At 65.9% G+C, this 15,164-nt stretch carries 19 protein-coding genes and 1 pseudogene; 13 read left to right on the top strand and 7 right to left on the bottom strand.

The window, feature by feature from the left end; all coding sequences use genetic code 11:
• Positions 1–21: 21 nt before the first annotated feature.
• The 4 genes and pseudogenes from FJ887_RS16490 to FJ887_RS16505 form a co-directional block, all read left to right on the top strand.
• A pseudogene (locus FJ887_RS16490) lies at positions 22–321 on the top strand (HigA family addiction module antitoxin); the annotation flags it as partial.
• Positions 322–1,049: 728 nt separating this feature from the next.
• Positions 1,050–1,295, top strand: a complete 246-nt coding sequence (locus FJ887_RS16495) for a hypothetical protein (RefSeq protein WP_137824698.1) — start codon at positions 1,050–1,052, stop codon at positions 1,293–1,295.
• Between the two features lie 334 nt (positions 1,296–1,629).
• Positions 1,630–1,983, top strand: coding sequence for a DUF1801 domain-containing protein (locus FJ887_RS16500; protein ID WP_137824697.1), 354 nt, complete (start codon positions 1,630–1,632; stop codon positions 1,981–1,983).
• 223 nt (positions 1,984–2,206) lie between these two features.
• Complete coding sequence (locus FJ887_RS16505; protein ID WP_140955617.1) at positions 2,207–3,355, top strand: heme-binding protein; 1,149 nt, start codon at positions 2,207–2,209, stop codon at positions 3,353–3,355.
• Positions 3,356–3,380: 25 nt separating this feature from the next.
• Here the strand turns inward: FJ887_RS16505 and FJ887_RS16510 are convergent, their stop codons facing one another.
• From FJ887_RS16510 to FJ887_RS16520, 3 genes are all read right to left on the bottom strand, one after another.
• Complete coding sequence (locus FJ887_RS16510) at positions 3,381–3,650, bottom strand: DUF3263 domain-containing protein (RefSeq protein WP_137824695.1); 270 nt, start codon at positions 3,648–3,650, stop codon at positions 3,381–3,383.
• Between the two features lie 116 nt (positions 3,651–3,766).
• Positions 3,767–4,912, bottom strand: coding sequence for a glycerol dehydrogenase (locus FJ887_RS16515; protein ID WP_140955618.1), 1,146 nt, complete (start codon positions 4,910–4,912; stop codon positions 3,767–3,769).
• 161 nt (positions 4,913–5,073) lie between these two features.
• Positions 5,074–6,036 carry a LysR family transcriptional regulator gene (locus tag FJ887_RS16520; protein ID WP_140955619.1) on the bottom strand — a complete coding sequence of 321 codons (963 nt, stop codon included), beginning with the start codon at positions 6,034–6,036 and terminating at the stop codon, positions 5,074–5,076.
• A gap of 129 nt (positions 6,037–6,165) precedes the next feature.
• Here FJ887_RS16520 and FJ887_RS16525 point away from each other — a divergent pair, with 129 nt between their 5' ends.
• Together FJ887_RS16525 and FJ887_RS16530 are read left to right on the top strand one after the other, a co-directional pair.
• Positions 6,166–7,404, top strand: coding sequence for an MFS transporter (locus tag FJ887_RS16525; RefSeq protein ID WP_140955620.1), 1,239 nt, complete (start codon positions 6,166–6,168; stop codon positions 7,402–7,404).
• A gap of 28 nt (positions 7,405–7,432) precedes the next feature.
• Complete coding sequence (locus FJ887_RS16530; RefSeq protein WP_140955621.1) at positions 7,433–7,885, top strand: acetyltransferase; 453 nt, start codon at positions 7,433–7,435, stop codon at positions 7,883–7,885.
• A gap of 34 nt (positions 7,886–7,919) precedes the next feature.
• Here the strand turns inward: FJ887_RS16530 and hchA are convergent, their stop codons facing one another.
• Positions 7,920–8,780, bottom strand: a complete 861-nt coding sequence (gene hchA / locus FJ887_RS16535) for a glyoxalase III HchA (RefSeq protein WP_140955622.1) — start codon at positions 8,778–8,780, stop codon at positions 7,920–7,922.
• Between the two features lie 320 nt (positions 8,781–9,100).
• On the opposite strand from hchA, the gene FJ887_RS16540 reads away from it, so the two are divergent.
• The 3 genes from FJ887_RS16540 (at position 9,101) to FJ887_RS16550 (ending at position 10,806) form a co-directional block, all read left to right on the top strand.
• Positions 9,101–9,553: a GNAT family N-acetyltransferase gene (locus FJ887_RS16540; RefSeq protein WP_250786267.1), complete on the top strand. Its 453-nt coding sequence runs from the start codon at positions 9,101–9,103 to the stop codon at positions 9,551–9,553.
• An 80-nt stretch (positions 9,554–9,633) separates the two neighbouring features.
• Positions 9,634–10,356, top strand: coding sequence for a class I SAM-dependent methyltransferase (locus FJ887_RS16545; RefSeq protein WP_250786268.1), 723 nt, complete (start codon positions 9,634–9,636; stop codon positions 10,354–10,356).
• Between the two features lie 51 nt (positions 10,357–10,407).
• Positions 10,408–10,806 carry a DoxX family protein gene (locus tag FJ887_RS16550; protein WP_140955624.1) on the top strand — a complete coding sequence of 133 codons (399 nt, stop codon included), beginning with the start codon at positions 10,408–10,410 and terminating at the stop codon, positions 10,804–10,806.
• A gap of 15 nt (positions 10,807–10,821) precedes the next feature.
• Here the strand turns inward: FJ887_RS16550 and FJ887_RS16555 are convergent, their stop codons facing one another.
• Positions 10,822–11,316 (bottom strand): mycothiol transferase, encoded by a 495-nt coding sequence (locus FJ887_RS16555; RefSeq protein WP_140955625.1) that lies wholly within the window; start codon positions 11,314–11,316, stop codon positions 10,822–10,824.
• Between the two features lie 189 nt (positions 11,317–11,505).
• Here FJ887_RS16555 and FJ887_RS16560 point away from each other — a divergent pair, with 189 nt between their 5' ends.
• Positions 11,506–12,192, top strand: a complete 687-nt coding sequence (locus FJ887_RS16560; protein ID WP_140955626.1) for an SDR family oxidoreductase — start codon at positions 11,506–11,508, stop codon at positions 12,190–12,192.
• On the opposite strand, the gene FJ887_RS16565 is transcribed toward FJ887_RS16560, so the two are convergent.
• Entirely contained in the window at positions 12,185–12,823 is a 639-nt protein-coding gene (locus tag FJ887_RS16565; RefSeq protein ID WP_140955627.1) for a dihydrofolate reductase family protein, read from the bottom strand. The two genes, FJ887_RS16560 and FJ887_RS16565, sit on opposite strands and share 8 nt — an antisense overlap.
• Positions 12,824–12,915: 92 nt before the next feature.
• On the opposite strand from FJ887_RS16565, the gene FJ887_RS16570 reads away from it, so the two are divergent.
• The 3 genes from FJ887_RS16570 to FJ887_RS16575 all read left to right on the top strand — a co-directional run bounded on the left by FJ887_RS16570 (position 12,916) and on the right by FJ887_RS16575 (position 14,165).
• Entirely contained in the window at positions 12,916–13,407 is a 492-nt protein-coding gene (locus FJ887_RS16570; RefSeq protein WP_140955628.1) for a winged helix-turn-helix transcriptional regulator, read from the top strand.
• A gap of 166 nt (positions 13,408–13,573) precedes the next feature.
• The gene (locus FJ887_RS18445) at positions 13,574–13,702 is read left to right on the top strand and encodes a hypothetical protein (RefSeq protein WP_284711319.1); all 129 of its coding nucleotides are present in this window, start codon (positions 13,574–13,576) and stop codon (positions 13,700–13,702) included.
• Positions 13,695–14,165, top strand: coding sequence for an SRPBCC domain-containing protein (locus tag FJ887_RS16575; protein WP_181365673.1), 471 nt, complete (start codon positions 13,695–13,697; stop codon positions 14,163–14,165). The genes FJ887_RS18445 and FJ887_RS16575 overlap by 8 nt, the downstream gene beginning before the upstream one ends.
• Here the strand turns inward: FJ887_RS16575 and FJ887_RS16580 are convergent.
• Complete coding sequence (locus tag FJ887_RS16580) at positions 14,155–15,042, bottom strand: carbohydrate kinase family protein (protein WP_140955630.1); 888 nt, start codon at positions 15,040–15,042, stop codon at positions 14,155–14,157. The genes FJ887_RS16575 and FJ887_RS16580 overlap by 11 nt on opposite strands.
• Positions 15,043–15,164 lie beyond the last annotated feature (122 nt).

The raw sequence follows: 15,164 nt of genomic DNA on the forward strand, positions 1-15,164 counted from the left end.
CGCACGTAAGGGCTGGGGTCGTTGACTCGCGTTGGCAAGATCGAGCCGATCCACCCAGGGGAGGTCCTCATTGAGGACTTCATCGAGGGATTCGGTGTGACCCAGAACAAACTCGCCGTGTCGATCGGTGTGCCCCCGCGGCGGATCAATGAGATCGTGCACGGCAAGCGCGGGATCAGCGCAGACACGGCACTGCGCCTCGCGAGGTACTTCGGTACGTCTGCGGAGTTCTGGATCAATCTGCAGAGTCACTACGAGCTCGACCGTGCGGAAGAACACGCGGGGGAGCAGATCGCGTCGATCACCCCGCTGAGCGTCGCGTATCGCGTAATGGGCGAAGCTATCCAGAGCGCGGCACCCGACACGTCTGGCTTTACCCTGCAGGTCTACGTGCCTACTGATCAAGTCGCTTCGGCGCGGCAGTTCTATGCCCGTCTCTTCGGGCGAGAACCCGACTTCGAACCTCACGATGACTTCCTTGAGTGGGCACCGATCGCCGGGCAGGAATGCTTTTTCCAGGTGGCTGGCCGGTCGCCCGCACTCGCTCTGGGAAGCCGAGTGCGGTTCCGTGTGCGCGATCTTGCGGCAGCTGTGGCGTTCTTGGACGAGTGCGGCATTGCGCATTCAGTTCCCGCTCGGTTGCCGGATGTGGTCGCCTTTCTCAACTTCGCCGATCCGTGGGGCAATCAGCTCGGTTACTACGAGGACCTTGTGCCGACAGAACAGCAACGGACGTACTCGGGTACCTCGGTATCCGACGAATCTCAGTTCGAAGACCATCAAGTCTGAGGGCCATGCCGATGGCACGGCGAGACTGCCCAATGCCGAAGAGAATCGACGATGCCCCGAACCAACGTGTATGACGGAGTGGTCCTACGCAGGCTCTGACACTCACACTTTGCCGGCTTTTGCAGTGGTAATCGGGCAACATGTTCGCATGCGGACGAGCGCGGATTCGTCGGCACCAGCACATCCCTCAAGCACGCCTATGAATGCGATGATGAGGAGCCGATGTTCGGCCCGCCCAACCATCACTGCGAAGGGATCGAATGACGATGACATCCGACCGTGGGAGGTTTGTGCGCCGACTCGTCGCCGTCGGCATCGCCATTTCGGGGTGGGCGATCGCACTCCTCGTCGTCCGCGTGGGGTTGGACTGGTCAGATTCGCAGCCGTATGCACCCTGGGTTGAGACGTACTACATCGTTCTTGCCATCACGGCTGTGCTTCTCGCTGTCGTGGCAACCGTCACCGGAGGACTGCTGTGGCATCGAGCCCGACTTCGCCCCGAGTGAACCGAGACGTGAATCGGTCGCCCGAAGCACATGACGGTCATCGTTGACCGGAGCGATGCCCGACCGGAAGCGCCCGGGTCTGCTGAGCCGAGGCCGGCGAGACCTGCCCGGACAGACGCTGACTGTCCTGCGACCAATGGGCACCAGATGATGAGTGTCGTTTAGACTGAACTCGGTGGCGCTCAGCGTCACCTCCTGCACTTCCACGTGAGGATCACGTGAATCATCGCGGAGAGACTTGAGTTCCTCAGGACAAGTCCGGATGGGGTGCGGCGCTCCAACGCGCCGACTTCTGCCCGCCGATGTTCGACATCGGCCGATGAAAGGACATGACATGTCATCGAAAGATGAGAAGAACCTCACGCAGGTCATCGACAAGATCGCAGCCATGGATGAGCCGAGACGCTCGACTATGCAGCAGGTGCACGACCTCATCGTGGCGACCGCACCGGAGCTCAAACCCAGGATCTGGTACGGGATGCCCGCCTACGCCGCCTCCGCGAGCACTCCGGCACTGATCACCCTGCGCAACGACGAACGGCTGAACCTCGCGCTCACCGAGAAGGCTCCCTTCCGAGCTGCAGGTGGTGAGGACGGCTCGCTCATGCCTGCGGCCTGGTACTTCGAGACCGTGGATGCCGACGCGGAGAAGCGAATCGCGGAGATCGTTCGCTCGGTGGTTGGCTGACAGCATTGCACAGTGCTCTTCCCGGCGATGGGCTCTCGCCGGGAAGAGCACGGGTCGGTGCCCGAGTGCTCCTGAGCAGACCTGTTCAGGCCATGCACGGATGTGGCAAGATGGCTTTCCTCAGATGAGGCAACGGGGTCGAAGAGTGCGGTGACCCGGACGGCGGCTGAACGCCGTGCCCGCTCGATCTGAGTTTTCCGGATTCCTCGAAGGAGAGTGCGCGATGTCAGAGTCAACGGTTCGCTTCAGCCCGGACAACAGCAATGTGCTCTCGTGTCTGGGCGGTCTGCAGGAACTCGCGGGCTCTTGGCGCGGACACGGATTCAACCTGATCTCCCGACCCGACTACTCCGGGCACGCGAATCTCTATCTCCAGCTCAACCAGACCGAGGAAACCTACGACGTCACACCGATCGGCTCACCGGTGCCCAACCGTGCCTGCGGCGGAGACGGCGTCGATCTCCACGGCCTCACCTACCTGCACAAGGTCAGCGACAAGGACACCCACAGCGCGCTGCAGATCGAACCCGGCATGTGGATGATCCAACCACCGGCCGAATATCCGCCCCTGCGCAACCCCTCGAACGGGCAGATCGTCTACCGCATGTCGTCGATCCCGCACGGCAACACCCTCATCGCCCAAGGAACGGTCGTGCCGTTCTCCGGTGTGCCACCGGTGCTTCCGATCGGCGACCAGCCGTACGGCTACTCGGACTTCCTCTCGTTCAACAGCACCCCGATCACCGGCGTGACACCGCCTGAGGAAGCGATCATGAACGCGGCAGGCAGTTCGGAGGCCGGAACTTCACGCACCGACCACCTCAAACCGTTCCAGCAGTTCGACCTCAGCGTCCCCGAAGGCCCGGAGAACCCCCGCACTCCCTATGACACGCACCCTGCGGAGCCACCGCTGCCCGACCACATCCTCGGCGTGCCGATGCAGGACGTCGTCAACGATCCCATTCGCCTTCTCCAAGCCGATATTCATGACAAAGTCGAGGCCGGTTACTCGATCGACGGAGTCGCGATCAACGTGATGACGCAGGCCAAGGTCGGCTTCCGCAAACACCGGAACGACCCGTATGGCCCGCACGTCACCGTCGAACCGCAGCTCGCCGAGGGCGGTCTGACGAACTCGCCCTTTCTGCTCGGGGGCGTGCCGACGGGAGACAAAGGGCCGAACGCGCAGACCACCCTCGTCTACGCGACCATGTGGGTTGAGAGGCTCACCCATCCGGACCAGCCGACGATCATGCAGATCCAATACGCACAGATGTGCGTCCTCAACTTCCGCATCCTGCTCATGCCGGACCAGGGCATCGTCGGTTGGCCGCACATCTCGGTGGCCACACTTCGCAAGACCTTCGGCTGATCGCCCAGCGCCATCCACGATCGCCCTACGGCATGAACGAACGCCAGCGGCCCTTTCGCCGCTCGAAGGCGAAGCGCTCTGAGCGCAGTCGGCGGATGCGCGTGACGACATCCGGGGCGTAGCTGAACGCCGCGTCGGTGTCAGCGAGTCCGTCGAGCACCGCAGGGTATCTCTCGACGGCCAGTTCGATGCGACGGCACAGGATCACGCGGGTATCCGCCGATGACGGTGACCGCTCGAAGTCGAGGATCATCCGATCATGCGCGGAGAGCTCGTTGACGGTGCCTGGAACCACGACGCTCAGTCTCACACGAACCCATCGACGTATACGAACCCCGAGGTCACAGCGCCGAGGTTCGCATCACGTCGATCAGGCGAGGAGTCCGATCAGTGCAGGCGGGAGGCGATACCTCAGTGCCCCTTCGCCTCGTACTTCTTCGGCTCGGGCAGGCCGCGCTCAGCCCGCACTCGGCGCGAGACGGATTCGACCGCGCGGAGGGCGTCGACGACCATCTCCGGGGTCACCGGGAACGGCATGTTGTGGATCGTCTCCTCGGGCACGGTCGCTGCCTTCGCCACCGCTTCAAGCTCCTTCGTGTCATCGGGACTCAGCCCCACCTCGGTGAGGGTGTTGGGCAGACCGACGAGGGTCGTGAACTCGATGAAGTCCTCGATCTCCTCGGCATCGGCGCCTTCCATGATCAGCTGGGCGAGAGTACCGACGTTGACCTTCTGCCCGTGGGCGAGACCATGCGTCTGCGGAGCCGCGGTCAGCCCGTCGTGGATCGCATGGGCAGCGGCCAGCCCACCGGCCTCGAAGCCGAGACCGGACAGCAGGGTGTTCGCCTCGACGACGGCCTCGAGGGCCGGGGTGACGGTCTTCGCGTTGACCGCGTCGATCGCCGCCATTGCGTTGTCGTGGAGGATTTCCCAGCTCAGATGCGCCAGCGCGGTGCCGGCCTGGGTCGGGCGGCCGCCGGACATCGTCTCGCCGGTGCCGCGTGCCGTGGCCCGCGCTTCGATCCAGGTCGCGAGCGCATCGCCGATGCCGGCGATGAGGAAGTTCACCGGTGCGTTCGCCACGAGCTGGGTGTCGATGAGGACGAGATCGGGGTTCTTGTGGAAGAAGCGGTACTCGAGGAATTCGCCGTCAGCGGTGTAGACGACCGACAGGCCCGAGGTCGGGGCATCCGAGGACGCTGCGGTGGGAATCGATGCCCACTTGATGCCGGCCTTGTGCCCGGCGGCCTTGGCCGAATCGATCGCCGAACCTCCGCCGAGGCCGACGACGACATCGTGACCGCCCGACCGGATGCGATCGACCAGTCCGTCGATCGTCTCGGGGGTGGCGAATCCGCTGAACGACTCGCGGACTACGTCGATGCCCGCGTCGGTGAAGCTCGTCTCGATCGGTGCTTCGACGAGTCCCCAGACGGTGTCGTCGGCGATGAGCAGTGGAGTGGTGCCGAGGGGTTCGAGATGTGCGGCGAGGTCGGCGATGACGTTCTTCCCCTGGACGTAGTGCGAGGGGCTGGAGAATGCGTACTGGGTCGTCATGGGGTCTGTCCTTCCTGCGTGCGGCTTCCCGAGCCGACGCGACGAACCGTGGATGAGACCCGTCGGTCAGCCGATGGGGATCGCTCCTGTGCCGGAGCGCGCGGCCAGTCTATGCCCGTCGCCGAGGCGTCTCCACCTGACAAGGTGACTGTTCGATCACGTCAGCGACGTCCGGCTCTGCTTGGATCCCCGTGGCCAGCGGTTTTGCCGCTGTCGCCGTCGCCGTCGCCGTCGCCGGCGTCCTCCGCCTCGGCGTCGTCGAGAAGCTCGACGAGGGCGGTGAGCGCGGGCGGCTGCCAGCGGCGCTGGTGACAGATGAGCGAGATGCTCCAGTGGAGTGCTGCGTCGCGCAGGCCCAGGGTGACGACGCCCGGGGCCTGTCTGACAGCCGATTCGGGAAGCAGGGCGATGCCGAGCCCGTTGCGGACGAACGCGAGGATCATCGCCGCTGTCGAGGATTCGACCATGACCGATCTGCGCAGGCCCACCGCGCGGAAGGCATCGTCGGCGATCGCGCGGAGTCCGAAGCCGGCAGGGAAATCGATGAACGGATCCTCAGTGATGTCGGCCAAGGTCACGGTCGACTGCGTGGCGAGCTCATGGTCATCTGCGACGACGAGGACGACCGGAGTGCGCGCGATCTCGCGCACCGACAGCGCCGGATGCGGCGTGGGATCCGAGGAGAACGCCGCGTCCAGCTGGTTGTCGATGACATCCTGGCGCATGCCCACCGATCCGGTCGGTGAGGAGATGAGCTGCAGCTCGACGGCGGGGTAGCGCTGCCGGAAGCGGGCAAGCAGGTCCGGCAGGTCGAACGGCGGTTCGAAGGTCGGTGCACCGAGGCGAAGCCGACCGCTGACCACCCCGTCGGCACGCCGCACCGCTGCCAGGGCCGCCTGCTCATCGGCGAGCAGGCTCTGTCCCCGCATGAGCATCTCCGTCCCGGCAGGGGAGAGGTGGAACTGCCGCGTCGTCCTGATGATGAGCGGCACGCCCACCTCGCGCTCGAGGGCCTTGACCCCGGCCGACACCGTGGACTGCGAGACGTGGAGGGACTCGGCGGCACGAGTGAAGCTCTGGGAGTTCGCAACGGCGACGAAGTACTCGAGCTGACGAAGATCCATCCACCAATTATCGCATGAGGCGATTTCTCCTATCCGAATTATTCGTTGGACACGATGGCTGGGTGGGAGGACAGTGGAAAGGGCGTCCGGTGGACAGGGCGCTCCGAGCACCGAGAGGCAGGGACCCGAATGACGACGACACTCGACCGTGACCGCAGAGCAGTGAGCACCCGACACGGCGTCGGGTTCTGGCTCGTCGCCGCCGCCTTCCTCATCGGCATGGCCTACTCGACGCTGCCGACCCCGCTCTACCCGCTCTACGCCGAACGGGACGGCTTCTCGACGTTCGTCGTCACGATCGTCTTCTCCGTCTATGCCGTCGGCGTCGTCATCAGCCTCATCCTCGTCGGCCACATCTCCGACTGGGTGGGACGCAAGCGCATCATCATCCCCGCGCTCGCCCTCGAGGCCGCCTCGGCGATCATCTTCCTCCTCTGGCCCGACCTCCCCGGACTCATCGCCGCCCGGTTGATCTCGGGACTCGGCGTCGGCATGCTCACCGCCACGGCGACGGCGCACCTGCACGAACTCCACAGCCGTCACCGTCCGCACGCAGCCACCTCGGCGCGCTCCGAGGTCGTCTCGATCGCTGCGAACATCGGCGGTCTCGGTCTCGGCCCGCTCGTCGCCGGATTCCTCGCCCAGTACGTCACGGGTCCCCTCGTCGTGCCCTACCTCGTCTTCCTCGTCCTTCTCCTCGCGTCGATCGCCGCGGTCTGCCTCGCCCCCGAGACCGTCGACGTGCTGCCGTCGCGGCCGAGCTACCGCCCCCAGCTTCCCGGCGGCGCCGGATCGGGGTCGGGATTCTGGCAGGCGGGAGTCGCGGCGCTCGCCGCGTTCTCCGTCTTCGGTGTCTTCACCTCGGTGACTCCGGAATTCCTCGCCGAGGCGCTCCACGAACCCAGCAGACTCATCGCCGGTGCGGTGACGTTCGTCGTCTTCGCCGCCGCCGCGTTCGCCCAGACCGCAACCCAGCGGATGACACCGCTGGTGCGGCTGAGGGTCGGCGTGCTCGCCGAGATCATCGGGTTCGGATTCCTCGTCGCCGGCTCGGTCTCGGCGAGCCTCGTGCTCTTCCTCGTCGGGGGAGCGGTCGCCGGTGCCGGGGCCGGCTTCCTCTTCAAGGGCGCGGTCGGCACGATCCTCGCGACCACCTCGGCGGACCGTCGCGGAGCGGCCCTGGCCGGTCTCTACCTCGTCGCCTACCTCGGTCTCATCGTCCCCGTCGTCGGTCTGGGCCTGGCGGTCACGATCCTGCCGTCGACGACGGCGATGATCGGGCTGAGCATCATCCTCGTCATCGTGCTCGCCGGACTCGGTCTCAGCACCGTCCCCGGGGTGGGCCGGTCGGAGGCAGCGCGCGGGTGAGCGTCAGCGGTCGACTACGCTTGTCGACATGGCCAGCTCCCTGCACATCCGCCCGGCACGAGGCGCCGACGATTATCCGCGGCTCGTCGACATCTGGCGTTCGTCGGTGCTCGCGACGCACGATTTCCTCGCCGCTGACCACCGTGACGCCATCGAGGAGCGGTTCGCCTCGGACTACTTCCCGAATGTCAGGCTCACCGTCGCCGAGCGCGACGGAGTCGCCGTCGGCTTCGCCGGCACCGTCGATGGCAGCCTCGAGATGCTCTTCATCGACGCCGATCACCGAGGCGAGGGAGTCGGGACGAAGCTTCTCGACCATGTCATCGCCGCCGAGGACGTGACGGCCGTCGACGTCAACGAGCAGAATGAGCAGGCGTACGGGTTCTATCTGCGCCGCGGGTTCACCATCACCGGACGCAGCCCCGTCGACGCCGCAGGTCTGCCGTATCCGCTGCTTCACATGAGATTGGCCCGGGGCTGAGTGTCCGGGGCCTGACGGCAGACCCGGACCGGTGTCAGTTCCCGAACTGCTCGAGCAGCGCCTTCGCGGAATCCTTCCCAAGTTGGTTCGCCGCAAGCGGGCTGTCGCCGGTGAGGAGGTTGCGGTCGCGCGTCGTCGCTCCTGTCATGTCCTCGTTGGCGATCTCGATGCCCGCCTCCGTCAGCGCCTTTCCGAGCGCCCACGGCATCTTGCCCGGCAGGTAGCCGATCTCGATGTTCGCGCCTTCGTCGAGGGTATCCGGGAACGCGACGATCCGGTATCCCGCGAAGGGGTTCTCATCGCGGCCGACACCGGAGGCCAGCAGTGCGGCCGGGCCGTGGCAGAGGGTGATGATGAGTCGGTCGTTGTCGAGGAAGTAGTCGAGGGTCTCGCCGAGGACAGCGCTGAAGGGGATGCCGTTCATCGCACCGTGACCGCCGGGAATGAAGATCGCCGCGTAGTCGTCGAGACCCTGTTCGAGCACCTCGGTGAGCTTCTTCGGCGCCTTGAACGCCTCCTTCGTCTCCTCCCACTCCGCGGTGACGGCCTCGTCGTCCTTCGGGTACGCCCACCATTCGAACTTGCCCGGTTCGCCGTCGAGGGTCGCGATGTCGATTGCGTAGCCGGCCTGGGCGATGTGGTACATCGGCAGGAGCGTTTCGACCGGGTGGTTGCCGGTGGAGAAGAACGTCTCGTTCTGCATGAGCATGTAGCGCTCGTCGGTGGCGATGACGAGCACCTTCCACTTGCCGCCCGTGTACGTCTCGTCGGTGCCGAGGCCGTCGAAATCGGTCGTCGGCGCCGTGTACTGCGACAGCGAGTACGGCGACGGGAAGAAGGCGTTGTTCTCCGCCGGGTCCGGGGTGGGCTGGCGGTCCTGTGCTGAGTCGGCCATGGGGTTCCTTCCGAAGAGCGTCGCCGAGGTAGTCCCCGGCTGGCAGCGGATGTGCAAGGCATCTTGCTGCTCGGTACGGCTTCAACATAGTTCACGGTGCGTGCGCGCACAAGGGACCGACGACGCCGGTGGGCCGGGAATCGGCTGTGAGCCCAGCGGATGTGACACGATGAGCCCATGTCACCGCCGACACCGATGCTCCCGACCCCGACGCTCACCACGGACCGTCTTCGCCTGGGGCCGTTCGCGGAGGCCGACGCCGAGGCGCTCTATGCGCTGCAGTCGAATGCGCGGGTGCTCGAGTACTGGGATTCGCCGCCGTGGACCGAGCGGACGATGATCGCGCGTTTCATGGCCGGCTGCCGGAACGTTTCATGGCCGGCTGCCGGAACATGGCAGAGAACGGGACCGGCGCACGGGTGGCCGTCGAACGGAGCGCAGACGCCGCGTTCATCGGCTGGGTCACGTTCAACAGCTGGAACCCCGATTTCCGGAGCGGATCCCTGGGATTCTGCTTCGCCGAGGAGGTCTGGGGACGCGGTTACGCGACCGAGGCGGCGAGGGCCACGCTGGCGTGGGCGTTCGACGCCCTCGACCTCAATCGTGTGCAGGCCGAAGCCGACACGCGCAACATCGGTTCGGCCCGCGTGCTCGAGAGGCTCGGCTTTCGCCGGGAGGGGACCCTGCGCGAGGACTGCATCGTGGGCGGTGTGGTCTCCGATTCCTGGGTCTACGGGCTGCTGCGGAGGGAGTGGGACCATGGCCCGGATTGAGCTGCGTCCGCTGCTCGGCTATGTTCAGGCGACCGTCACCGATGGTGGCGGCACAGCGGAGATTGTTTGGGTGGGCAACGGTGGGTGACTACCATCCGTGGATCGTCGAGCTCTATGACAGCGACAATCCCGGTGGCGCCGACCATGAGTACTTCGGTGCGCTCGCTCACCGAATAGGTGCCCGATGGATCCTCGACCTCGGCTGCGGGACGGGATTGCTCACGCGCTCGCTCGCCGTGGACGGACGCCGAGTCGTCGGAATCGATCCGTCGGCCGCGATGATCGCCTTCGCGGCGAGTCGAGATGAAGGACAGCGCGTCGAATGGATCAACGGCGATTCGACTGCGGTCCCGGCCGAGCGCTTCGACCTCGTCATCATGTCGGGAAACGTAGCCCAGCACATCAGCGACCCCGACTGGCAGGGCACTCTCCTCGACGTCCGCGCTGCACTGCGCACAAATGGAGTCCTGGTTTTCGAGAGCCGCAATCCGAGCGCTCGCGCGTGGGAGACGTGGTCGCAGCCCGAGGCGACGACGCGGATGACCGAACACGGGCCGCTGGAGGAATGGGCCGATGTCGACGACCTCGGCGAAGGTCGCATCCACGTCCGGTTCTCGAATCGTTTCGTCGACACCGATGAGGTCCTCGTTGAGGACGAGACCTTCGTCTTCCGCAGCAGGGAAACGCTGGAAGCACAGCTGACCGCAGCCGGGTTCACCGTCACCGAGGTGTGGGGTTCCTGGTCGCGCCGAGCATTCGTCGGAACCGAACCGCTCATCATCATCGAGGCGCAGGCAGTGTGATCGGCGCGTAGACTGCGTCGGGTCAGCCGTCCGCGCAGAAGGGGGTCCGTCGTGTTCACCGCGCCGCCGCTCGTCATCGCCGTCGTCCTGTTCCTGGTGCGCGGTCTGCTCGCCTTCACGTTCTTCCACGAATCACTGCTCAAGCTCAAGGACGTGCGCCGCTTCGCGAAGAACGACGGCCTGCCGCTGCCGCTGGCCTGGTTCGTGCCGATCGCGGAGTTCGCCGCCGCCCTGTCGTTCGCCACCGGTGTGCTCGCCCAATTCGCCGGCATCGGCGTCGTCGTGCTCATGCTCATCACGATCTCGATGCAGAACTTCCGGTGGCACAGCAAGTACTGGGCCGCCGACAACGGGTGGGAGTACGACCTCTTCCTCCTCACCCTCGCCGCGGTGATCGCAGTCTTCGGCGCCGGCCCGATCGCGATCCCGACACTCTTCGGCATGGCGTAGCGGGATCAGCCGAGGTCAGCGGGGCACTCCGGCGGCATAGGCCGCCTGCCCGGCGTGCTGGGCGGCATCGTCGACGATCGAGACGAGGCGGACGCCGCGGGTCACCGGGGGAGTCCAGTTCTCATCGATGACGACGTCGAAGTCCTCCGCGCTCAGCCGGTTCGCGTAGTCGATGAGGGCGCTGAGTGCAGCGGTGGCGTAGTCGACGAGGAGCCCCTGATCGTTGACGACGATCTCCGAGGCCTGCTCGGGGGTGTGCCCGTAGCCGATGGTGTCGCCGATCGGACCGAGGTCGAAGCGGTCGCGGTACCGCTCCCACACCTGGTCCTCACCGGTGAGGCCGGCGAGCTGGACATCGACCTCGCGTCCGATGTGCCACAGCAGCCACGCGACCGAATTGGGATGGGACCCCGGGTGAGCGTTGAGCTCCTCGGGGGTGAGTGTCGGGAGGTTCGCGATCGTCTCGAGGGGACGCTTGGCGACATCGGCGAAGAGCTCAGTGATCGTCATGCCTCCTATTGTCCTCCGGCAGGGCCGGTTTGAGAGGTGCCGCGCACAGAATTCTTCAGCCCGTCCCTTCCCCGGGATGACGGCGATCGCACGCGATCGGCACCAAACGCCGGGCCGCCTCGGCGGAATAAATGATCGCCGGTCGCGGCTGTTGTGGGCACCACCCATCGTCAACGAAGGAGCAAGCACATGTCGGACTCAGGTCGCGTCGTCATCCTCGGCGGACACGGGAAGGTCGCCCTGCTGGCGGCCCCGAAGCTCACGGCCGCCGGCTTCGCCGTCGACTCGGTCATCCGCAACCCCGACCAGGCCGGCGACGTCGAAGCCGCCGGGGCGCATCCGGTCGTCCTCGACATCGAAACCGCGGACACCGATGCCCTCGCCGAGGTGTTCGCCGGTGCCGCGGCGATCGTTTTCTCCGCGGGGGCCGGCGGCGGCAGCCCCGAGCGGACCAAGGCCGTCGACCTCGAGGCCGCCAAACGCGCGATCGACGCCGCCGAACAGGCCGGAGTCAAGCGCTTCGTCATGGTCTCCTTTGCCAGTGCGAGCGTCGACCGCGACCGCGTCGACCCCGAGAGCTCGTTCTACCCCTACGTCGAGGCCAAGGCCGGGGCGGACGCCTACCTGCGTGAGAGCCCGCTCGACTACACGATTCTCGGACCCGGCGGTCTGACCCTCGAGCCCTCCAGCGGCAAGGTCCTCATCGCCGATGCGGCCGGCGATCTCGATGGTGAACGCCCGGCAGACGTGGTGCGGGTGACCTCCCGCGAACTCGTCGCTGATGTCATCACCTACGTCATCGCCAATGACGCCGACGTGCGAGAGACCGTGAACTTCTACGACGGTGCGACCCCGCTCGCCGAGGCTCTCAGCTGAGCCGATTCCACAGCCGGTGAGTCAGTCCGCTGGGCGTGCTCACCGATTCGAGAGCGAAGCGCTCGTCGATGACGCCGGGATCGTCCCACAGTCGCACCCCGGTGCCGAGGACGATCGGCACGGTGATCGTGTGCATGAAGTCGACGAGGTCGGCGTCGAGGAACTGTCTGATCGTCGACGGGCCGCCGCCGAGCCGGACATCGAGTCCGCCGGCGGCGGCCTTTGCCGTCTCCAGGGCCGTGGCGGGGTCGGCGTCGATGAAGTGGAAGACGGTGCCGTTGGCGAACTCGATGGGCGGCCGGGGATGGTGGGTGAGGATCAAGCACGGAGTCCCGAACGGCGGCGCATCATCCCACCACCCCTGCCAGCCGTCGTCGGGCCACGGTCCGGTCTGAGGGCCGAACTTCTTGCGGCCCATGATCTCGGCGCCGATGCCCTGGCCCCACGTGCTGAAGAGCGCACGGTCGACGGTGATCGGGGCATCAGCGCGATCGACGCCCATGATGACTCGACCGTCGAAGCGGGAGAAGAGCGCCGCGGCGTTGCCGATGGGCTCATCAAAGGTGACGTGGTCGCCCGCGGCGAAGCCGTCGAGGGAGACGAAGAGATTGTGAATGCGCGTGCGGAACATCGTTGTCCTCCGGAGCCGGTCGATTGTCGGCGACAATGGACCCCAGCGTAGGATGATGCACTTGCAGAACACAACCACCTGAGGGAGGGCGCGTGGCTGGGCAACCGCGGTCAGGATGTGCGATCAATGCCGCCGTCGAGGTGCTCGGCGATTCGTGGAGCCTCATCATCCTCCGCGACATCGTCTTCGGCGGTCGCCGCCGCTTCCGGGAGCTGCTCACGCAGAACAACGAGGACATCGCCTCGAACATCCTCGCGAGCCGACTGAGGAAACTGGTGGACGAAGGGCTCCTGACCAAGGCGGAGGCGGTCCGTGGTCAGAAGGTGACCTACTCCCTCACCGAGGCGGGGATCCAGACCCTGCCGGTCATGGTTGCACTCGGAACCTGGGGGATGACCTACAGGCAGACCTCGCGCGAACTCACCGTGCGCTCCCGCCTCCTCGCCGAATCACCGGATCTCGTGGACGGGCTCATCGACGAACTGCGCGAGACCCACCTCGGCGTTCCGCGTCCCGATCCGGATTCACCGCGCGCTTCAGAACGGCTGCAGGCTGCCTTCGAAGCGGAGATCGCCGGAAGCTGAGTCGATCGTCGAACCTGGTTGCGGCCGGCGCCGATGATCGGTGGATTGCCGTGCTGAGGTCGCTTGGACGATTCTGTTGTCTGATCCTTCGAGGTGTGGTTCCATGGAAAAAGCAGTTGCAGAATGCAATCGCCTTGGTCTGAATACTGATCCCGAAGGAGCGATCATGGAGAGCAGACTCATGGCCGGCATCAGCGTCGGCAGCGAGCAGGACTCGCCGTCCCCTGGGGTCGGGTGCCGCATTCTCCCGATCACCGATCCGGACGGAGACCAGGTGGTGTTCTTCGGTGAGTGAGTTCGCAGACGATCAGGGCGCACCTGTGACCGCGACGATCAGCCTCGGTGCTGATATCGCACACCCGGTCTCTGCAGTGTGGACCGCCTTCGCCGATACAGATCAGCGCGTGCAGTGGGGAGTCCCCGAAGGGGAGGAGATGGTCTGCGACATCGACGAATTCCGCCCCGGTGGATCGATCCGCGCCCGTTGCGGGGCGCCTGGAGCACTGGAGTTCGCATCGACTGGGCAGTACTGCGCTCTCATGCCGGAGCGTCACATCGTGACCACCGAGACGCTTACCAAAGCCGACGAGATCCTCTCGACCGCCATCATCACCTGGACCCTGACGGCCACCTCGACAGGCACCAGAGTCGAGCTCGTCGACCAGGTCGTTTCGTTCGTCGGTCAGGGGATGATCGACGGTCACCGCAACGGCCACGACATCTGCCTGCGACAGCTCGGCGCATTCCTCAGTTCGTGAGATCCGCAGCCCACGGAAGGTCGGCGCCAATACGGCCGACGGTGATCCCGGCCAGAGCCGATGCCATGTCGCCCAATGACGTCAGCTCCGCAATGCCGAGGTCGGACACCGCCGACGTCGCGGCATGCAGATCGTGGATGAGGGAGACCATGAACGTGTCCCCGGCCCCGATCGTATCCGCGACGTCGACCCGAGCCGAAGCCACCCTCACCCGCGCCGAGGCGGTCGCCAGGATTGCGCCCTCACCCCCGCGAGTCATCGCCACCAGGTCCGGACCAAGGCCGAGCAGGCGATCGACCTGTGCTTCTTCGGCGAGGTCGGGGTAGAGCCAATCGGCATCGACATCGCTGAGCTTGAGGACGTCGACGCGTGCGGCGAGTTCTTCGAAGCGGGCCAACGCCGCCGCGTGCCCGCCGATGATCGTCGGTCGGATGTTCGGGTCGAACGTCACCAGTCGCGTCGACGCGCGGTGGTCGTCGAGCAGGTCGTCGATCGTCGCTGCCCCGGGTGACAGGAATGCCGCGATCGACCCGATGTGGAGGGCCTCCCAGCGCTCATCTTTGACCGGTGTCGGATCGGGATTCCAGCGCAGGTGGAAGTCGTATTCAGCCGACCCGTCGGCGGAGAGCGTCGCGCGCGCGGTCGAGGTCGCACCCTGAGGGGACGCGTGGACGGTGACGTTCGAGGCCCGCAGGTGGGAGAGGACGAATCCGCCGTGGAAGTCATTTCCGAGGTCCGTGAGCAGAGCGACCTCGTCACCGAGGCGACCGAGGCCGAGTGCGACGTTGGCCGGTGCGCCTCCAGGGGCGTACCTGTCGGGTGCGTCGGGAGTCGCGACGATGTCGATGAGGGCCTCACCGATGACGAGAGTGGTCATCTGCTCAGTCTATGGATCGGCGGTGGTCGTCGATGCTGAATCGTCTGATCGCGCGGGAGCGGTTCTCGGTGCGCAGCCCGGGATGCGACCCGATGTGGACGGCTCGGGCAATCGCACACCGG

This window comes from Brevibacterium sp. XM4083 (genome assembly GCF_006489205.2).
Taxonomy (GTDB): Bacteria; Actinomycetota; Actinomycetes; order Actinomycetales; family Brevibacteriaceae; genus Brevibacterium.

What these genes read in the sequence shown, in the direction of transcription:
- FJ887_RS16495 (WP_137824698.1), top strand. Translation starts at nt 1,050, where the DNA reads ATGACGATGACATCCGACCGTGGGAGGTTTGTGCGCCGACTCGTCGCC.
- FJ887_RS16500 (WP_137824697.1), top strand. Translation starts at nt 1,630, where the DNA reads ATGTCATCGAAAGATGAGAAGAACCTCACGCAGGTCATCGACAAGATC.
- FJ887_RS16505 (WP_140955617.1), top strand. Translation starts at nt 2,207, where the DNA reads ATGTCAGAGTCAACGGTTCGCTTCAGCCCGGACAACAGCAATGTGCTC.
- FJ887_RS16515 (WP_140955618.1), bottom strand. Translation starts at nt 4,912, where the DNA reads ATGACGACCCAGTACGCATTCTCCAGCCCCTCGCACTACGTCCAGGGG.
- FJ887_RS16520 (WP_140955619.1), bottom strand. Translation starts at nt 6,036, where the DNA reads ATGGATCTTCGTCAGCTCGAGTACTTCGTCGCCGTTGCGAACTCCCAG.
- FJ887_RS16525 (WP_140955620.1), top strand. Translation starts at nt 6,166, where the DNA reads ATGACGACGACACTCGACCGTGACCGCAGAGCAGTGAGCACCCGACAC.
- FJ887_RS16530 (WP_140955621.1), top strand. Translation starts at nt 7,433, where the DNA reads ATGGCCAGCTCCCTGCACATCCGCCCGGCACGAGGCGCCGACGATTAT.
- hchA (WP_140955622.1), bottom strand. Translation starts at nt 8,780, where the DNA reads ATGGCCGACTCAGCACAGGACCGCCAGCCCACCCCGGACCCGGCGGAG.
- FJ887_RS16555 (WP_140955625.1), bottom strand. Translation starts at nt 11,316, where the DNA reads ATGACGATCACTGAGCTCTTCGCCGATGTCGCCAAGCGTCCCCTCGAG.
- FJ887_RS16560 (WP_140955626.1), top strand. Translation starts at nt 11,506, where the DNA reads ATGTCGGACTCAGGTCGCGTCGTCATCCTCGGCGGACACGGGAAGGTC.
- FJ887_RS16565 (WP_140955627.1), bottom strand. Translation starts at nt 12,823, where the DNA reads ATGTTCCGCACGCGCATTCACAATCTCTTCGTCTCCCTCGACGGCTTC.
- FJ887_RS18445 (WP_284711319.1), top strand. Translation starts at nt 13,574, where the DNA reads ATGGAGAGCAGACTCATGGCCGGCATCAGCGTCGGCAGCGAGCAGGAC.
- FJ887_RS16580 (WP_140955630.1), bottom strand. Translation starts at nt 15,042, where the DNA reads ATGACCACTCTCGTCATCGGTGAGGCCCTCATCGACATCGTCGCGACT.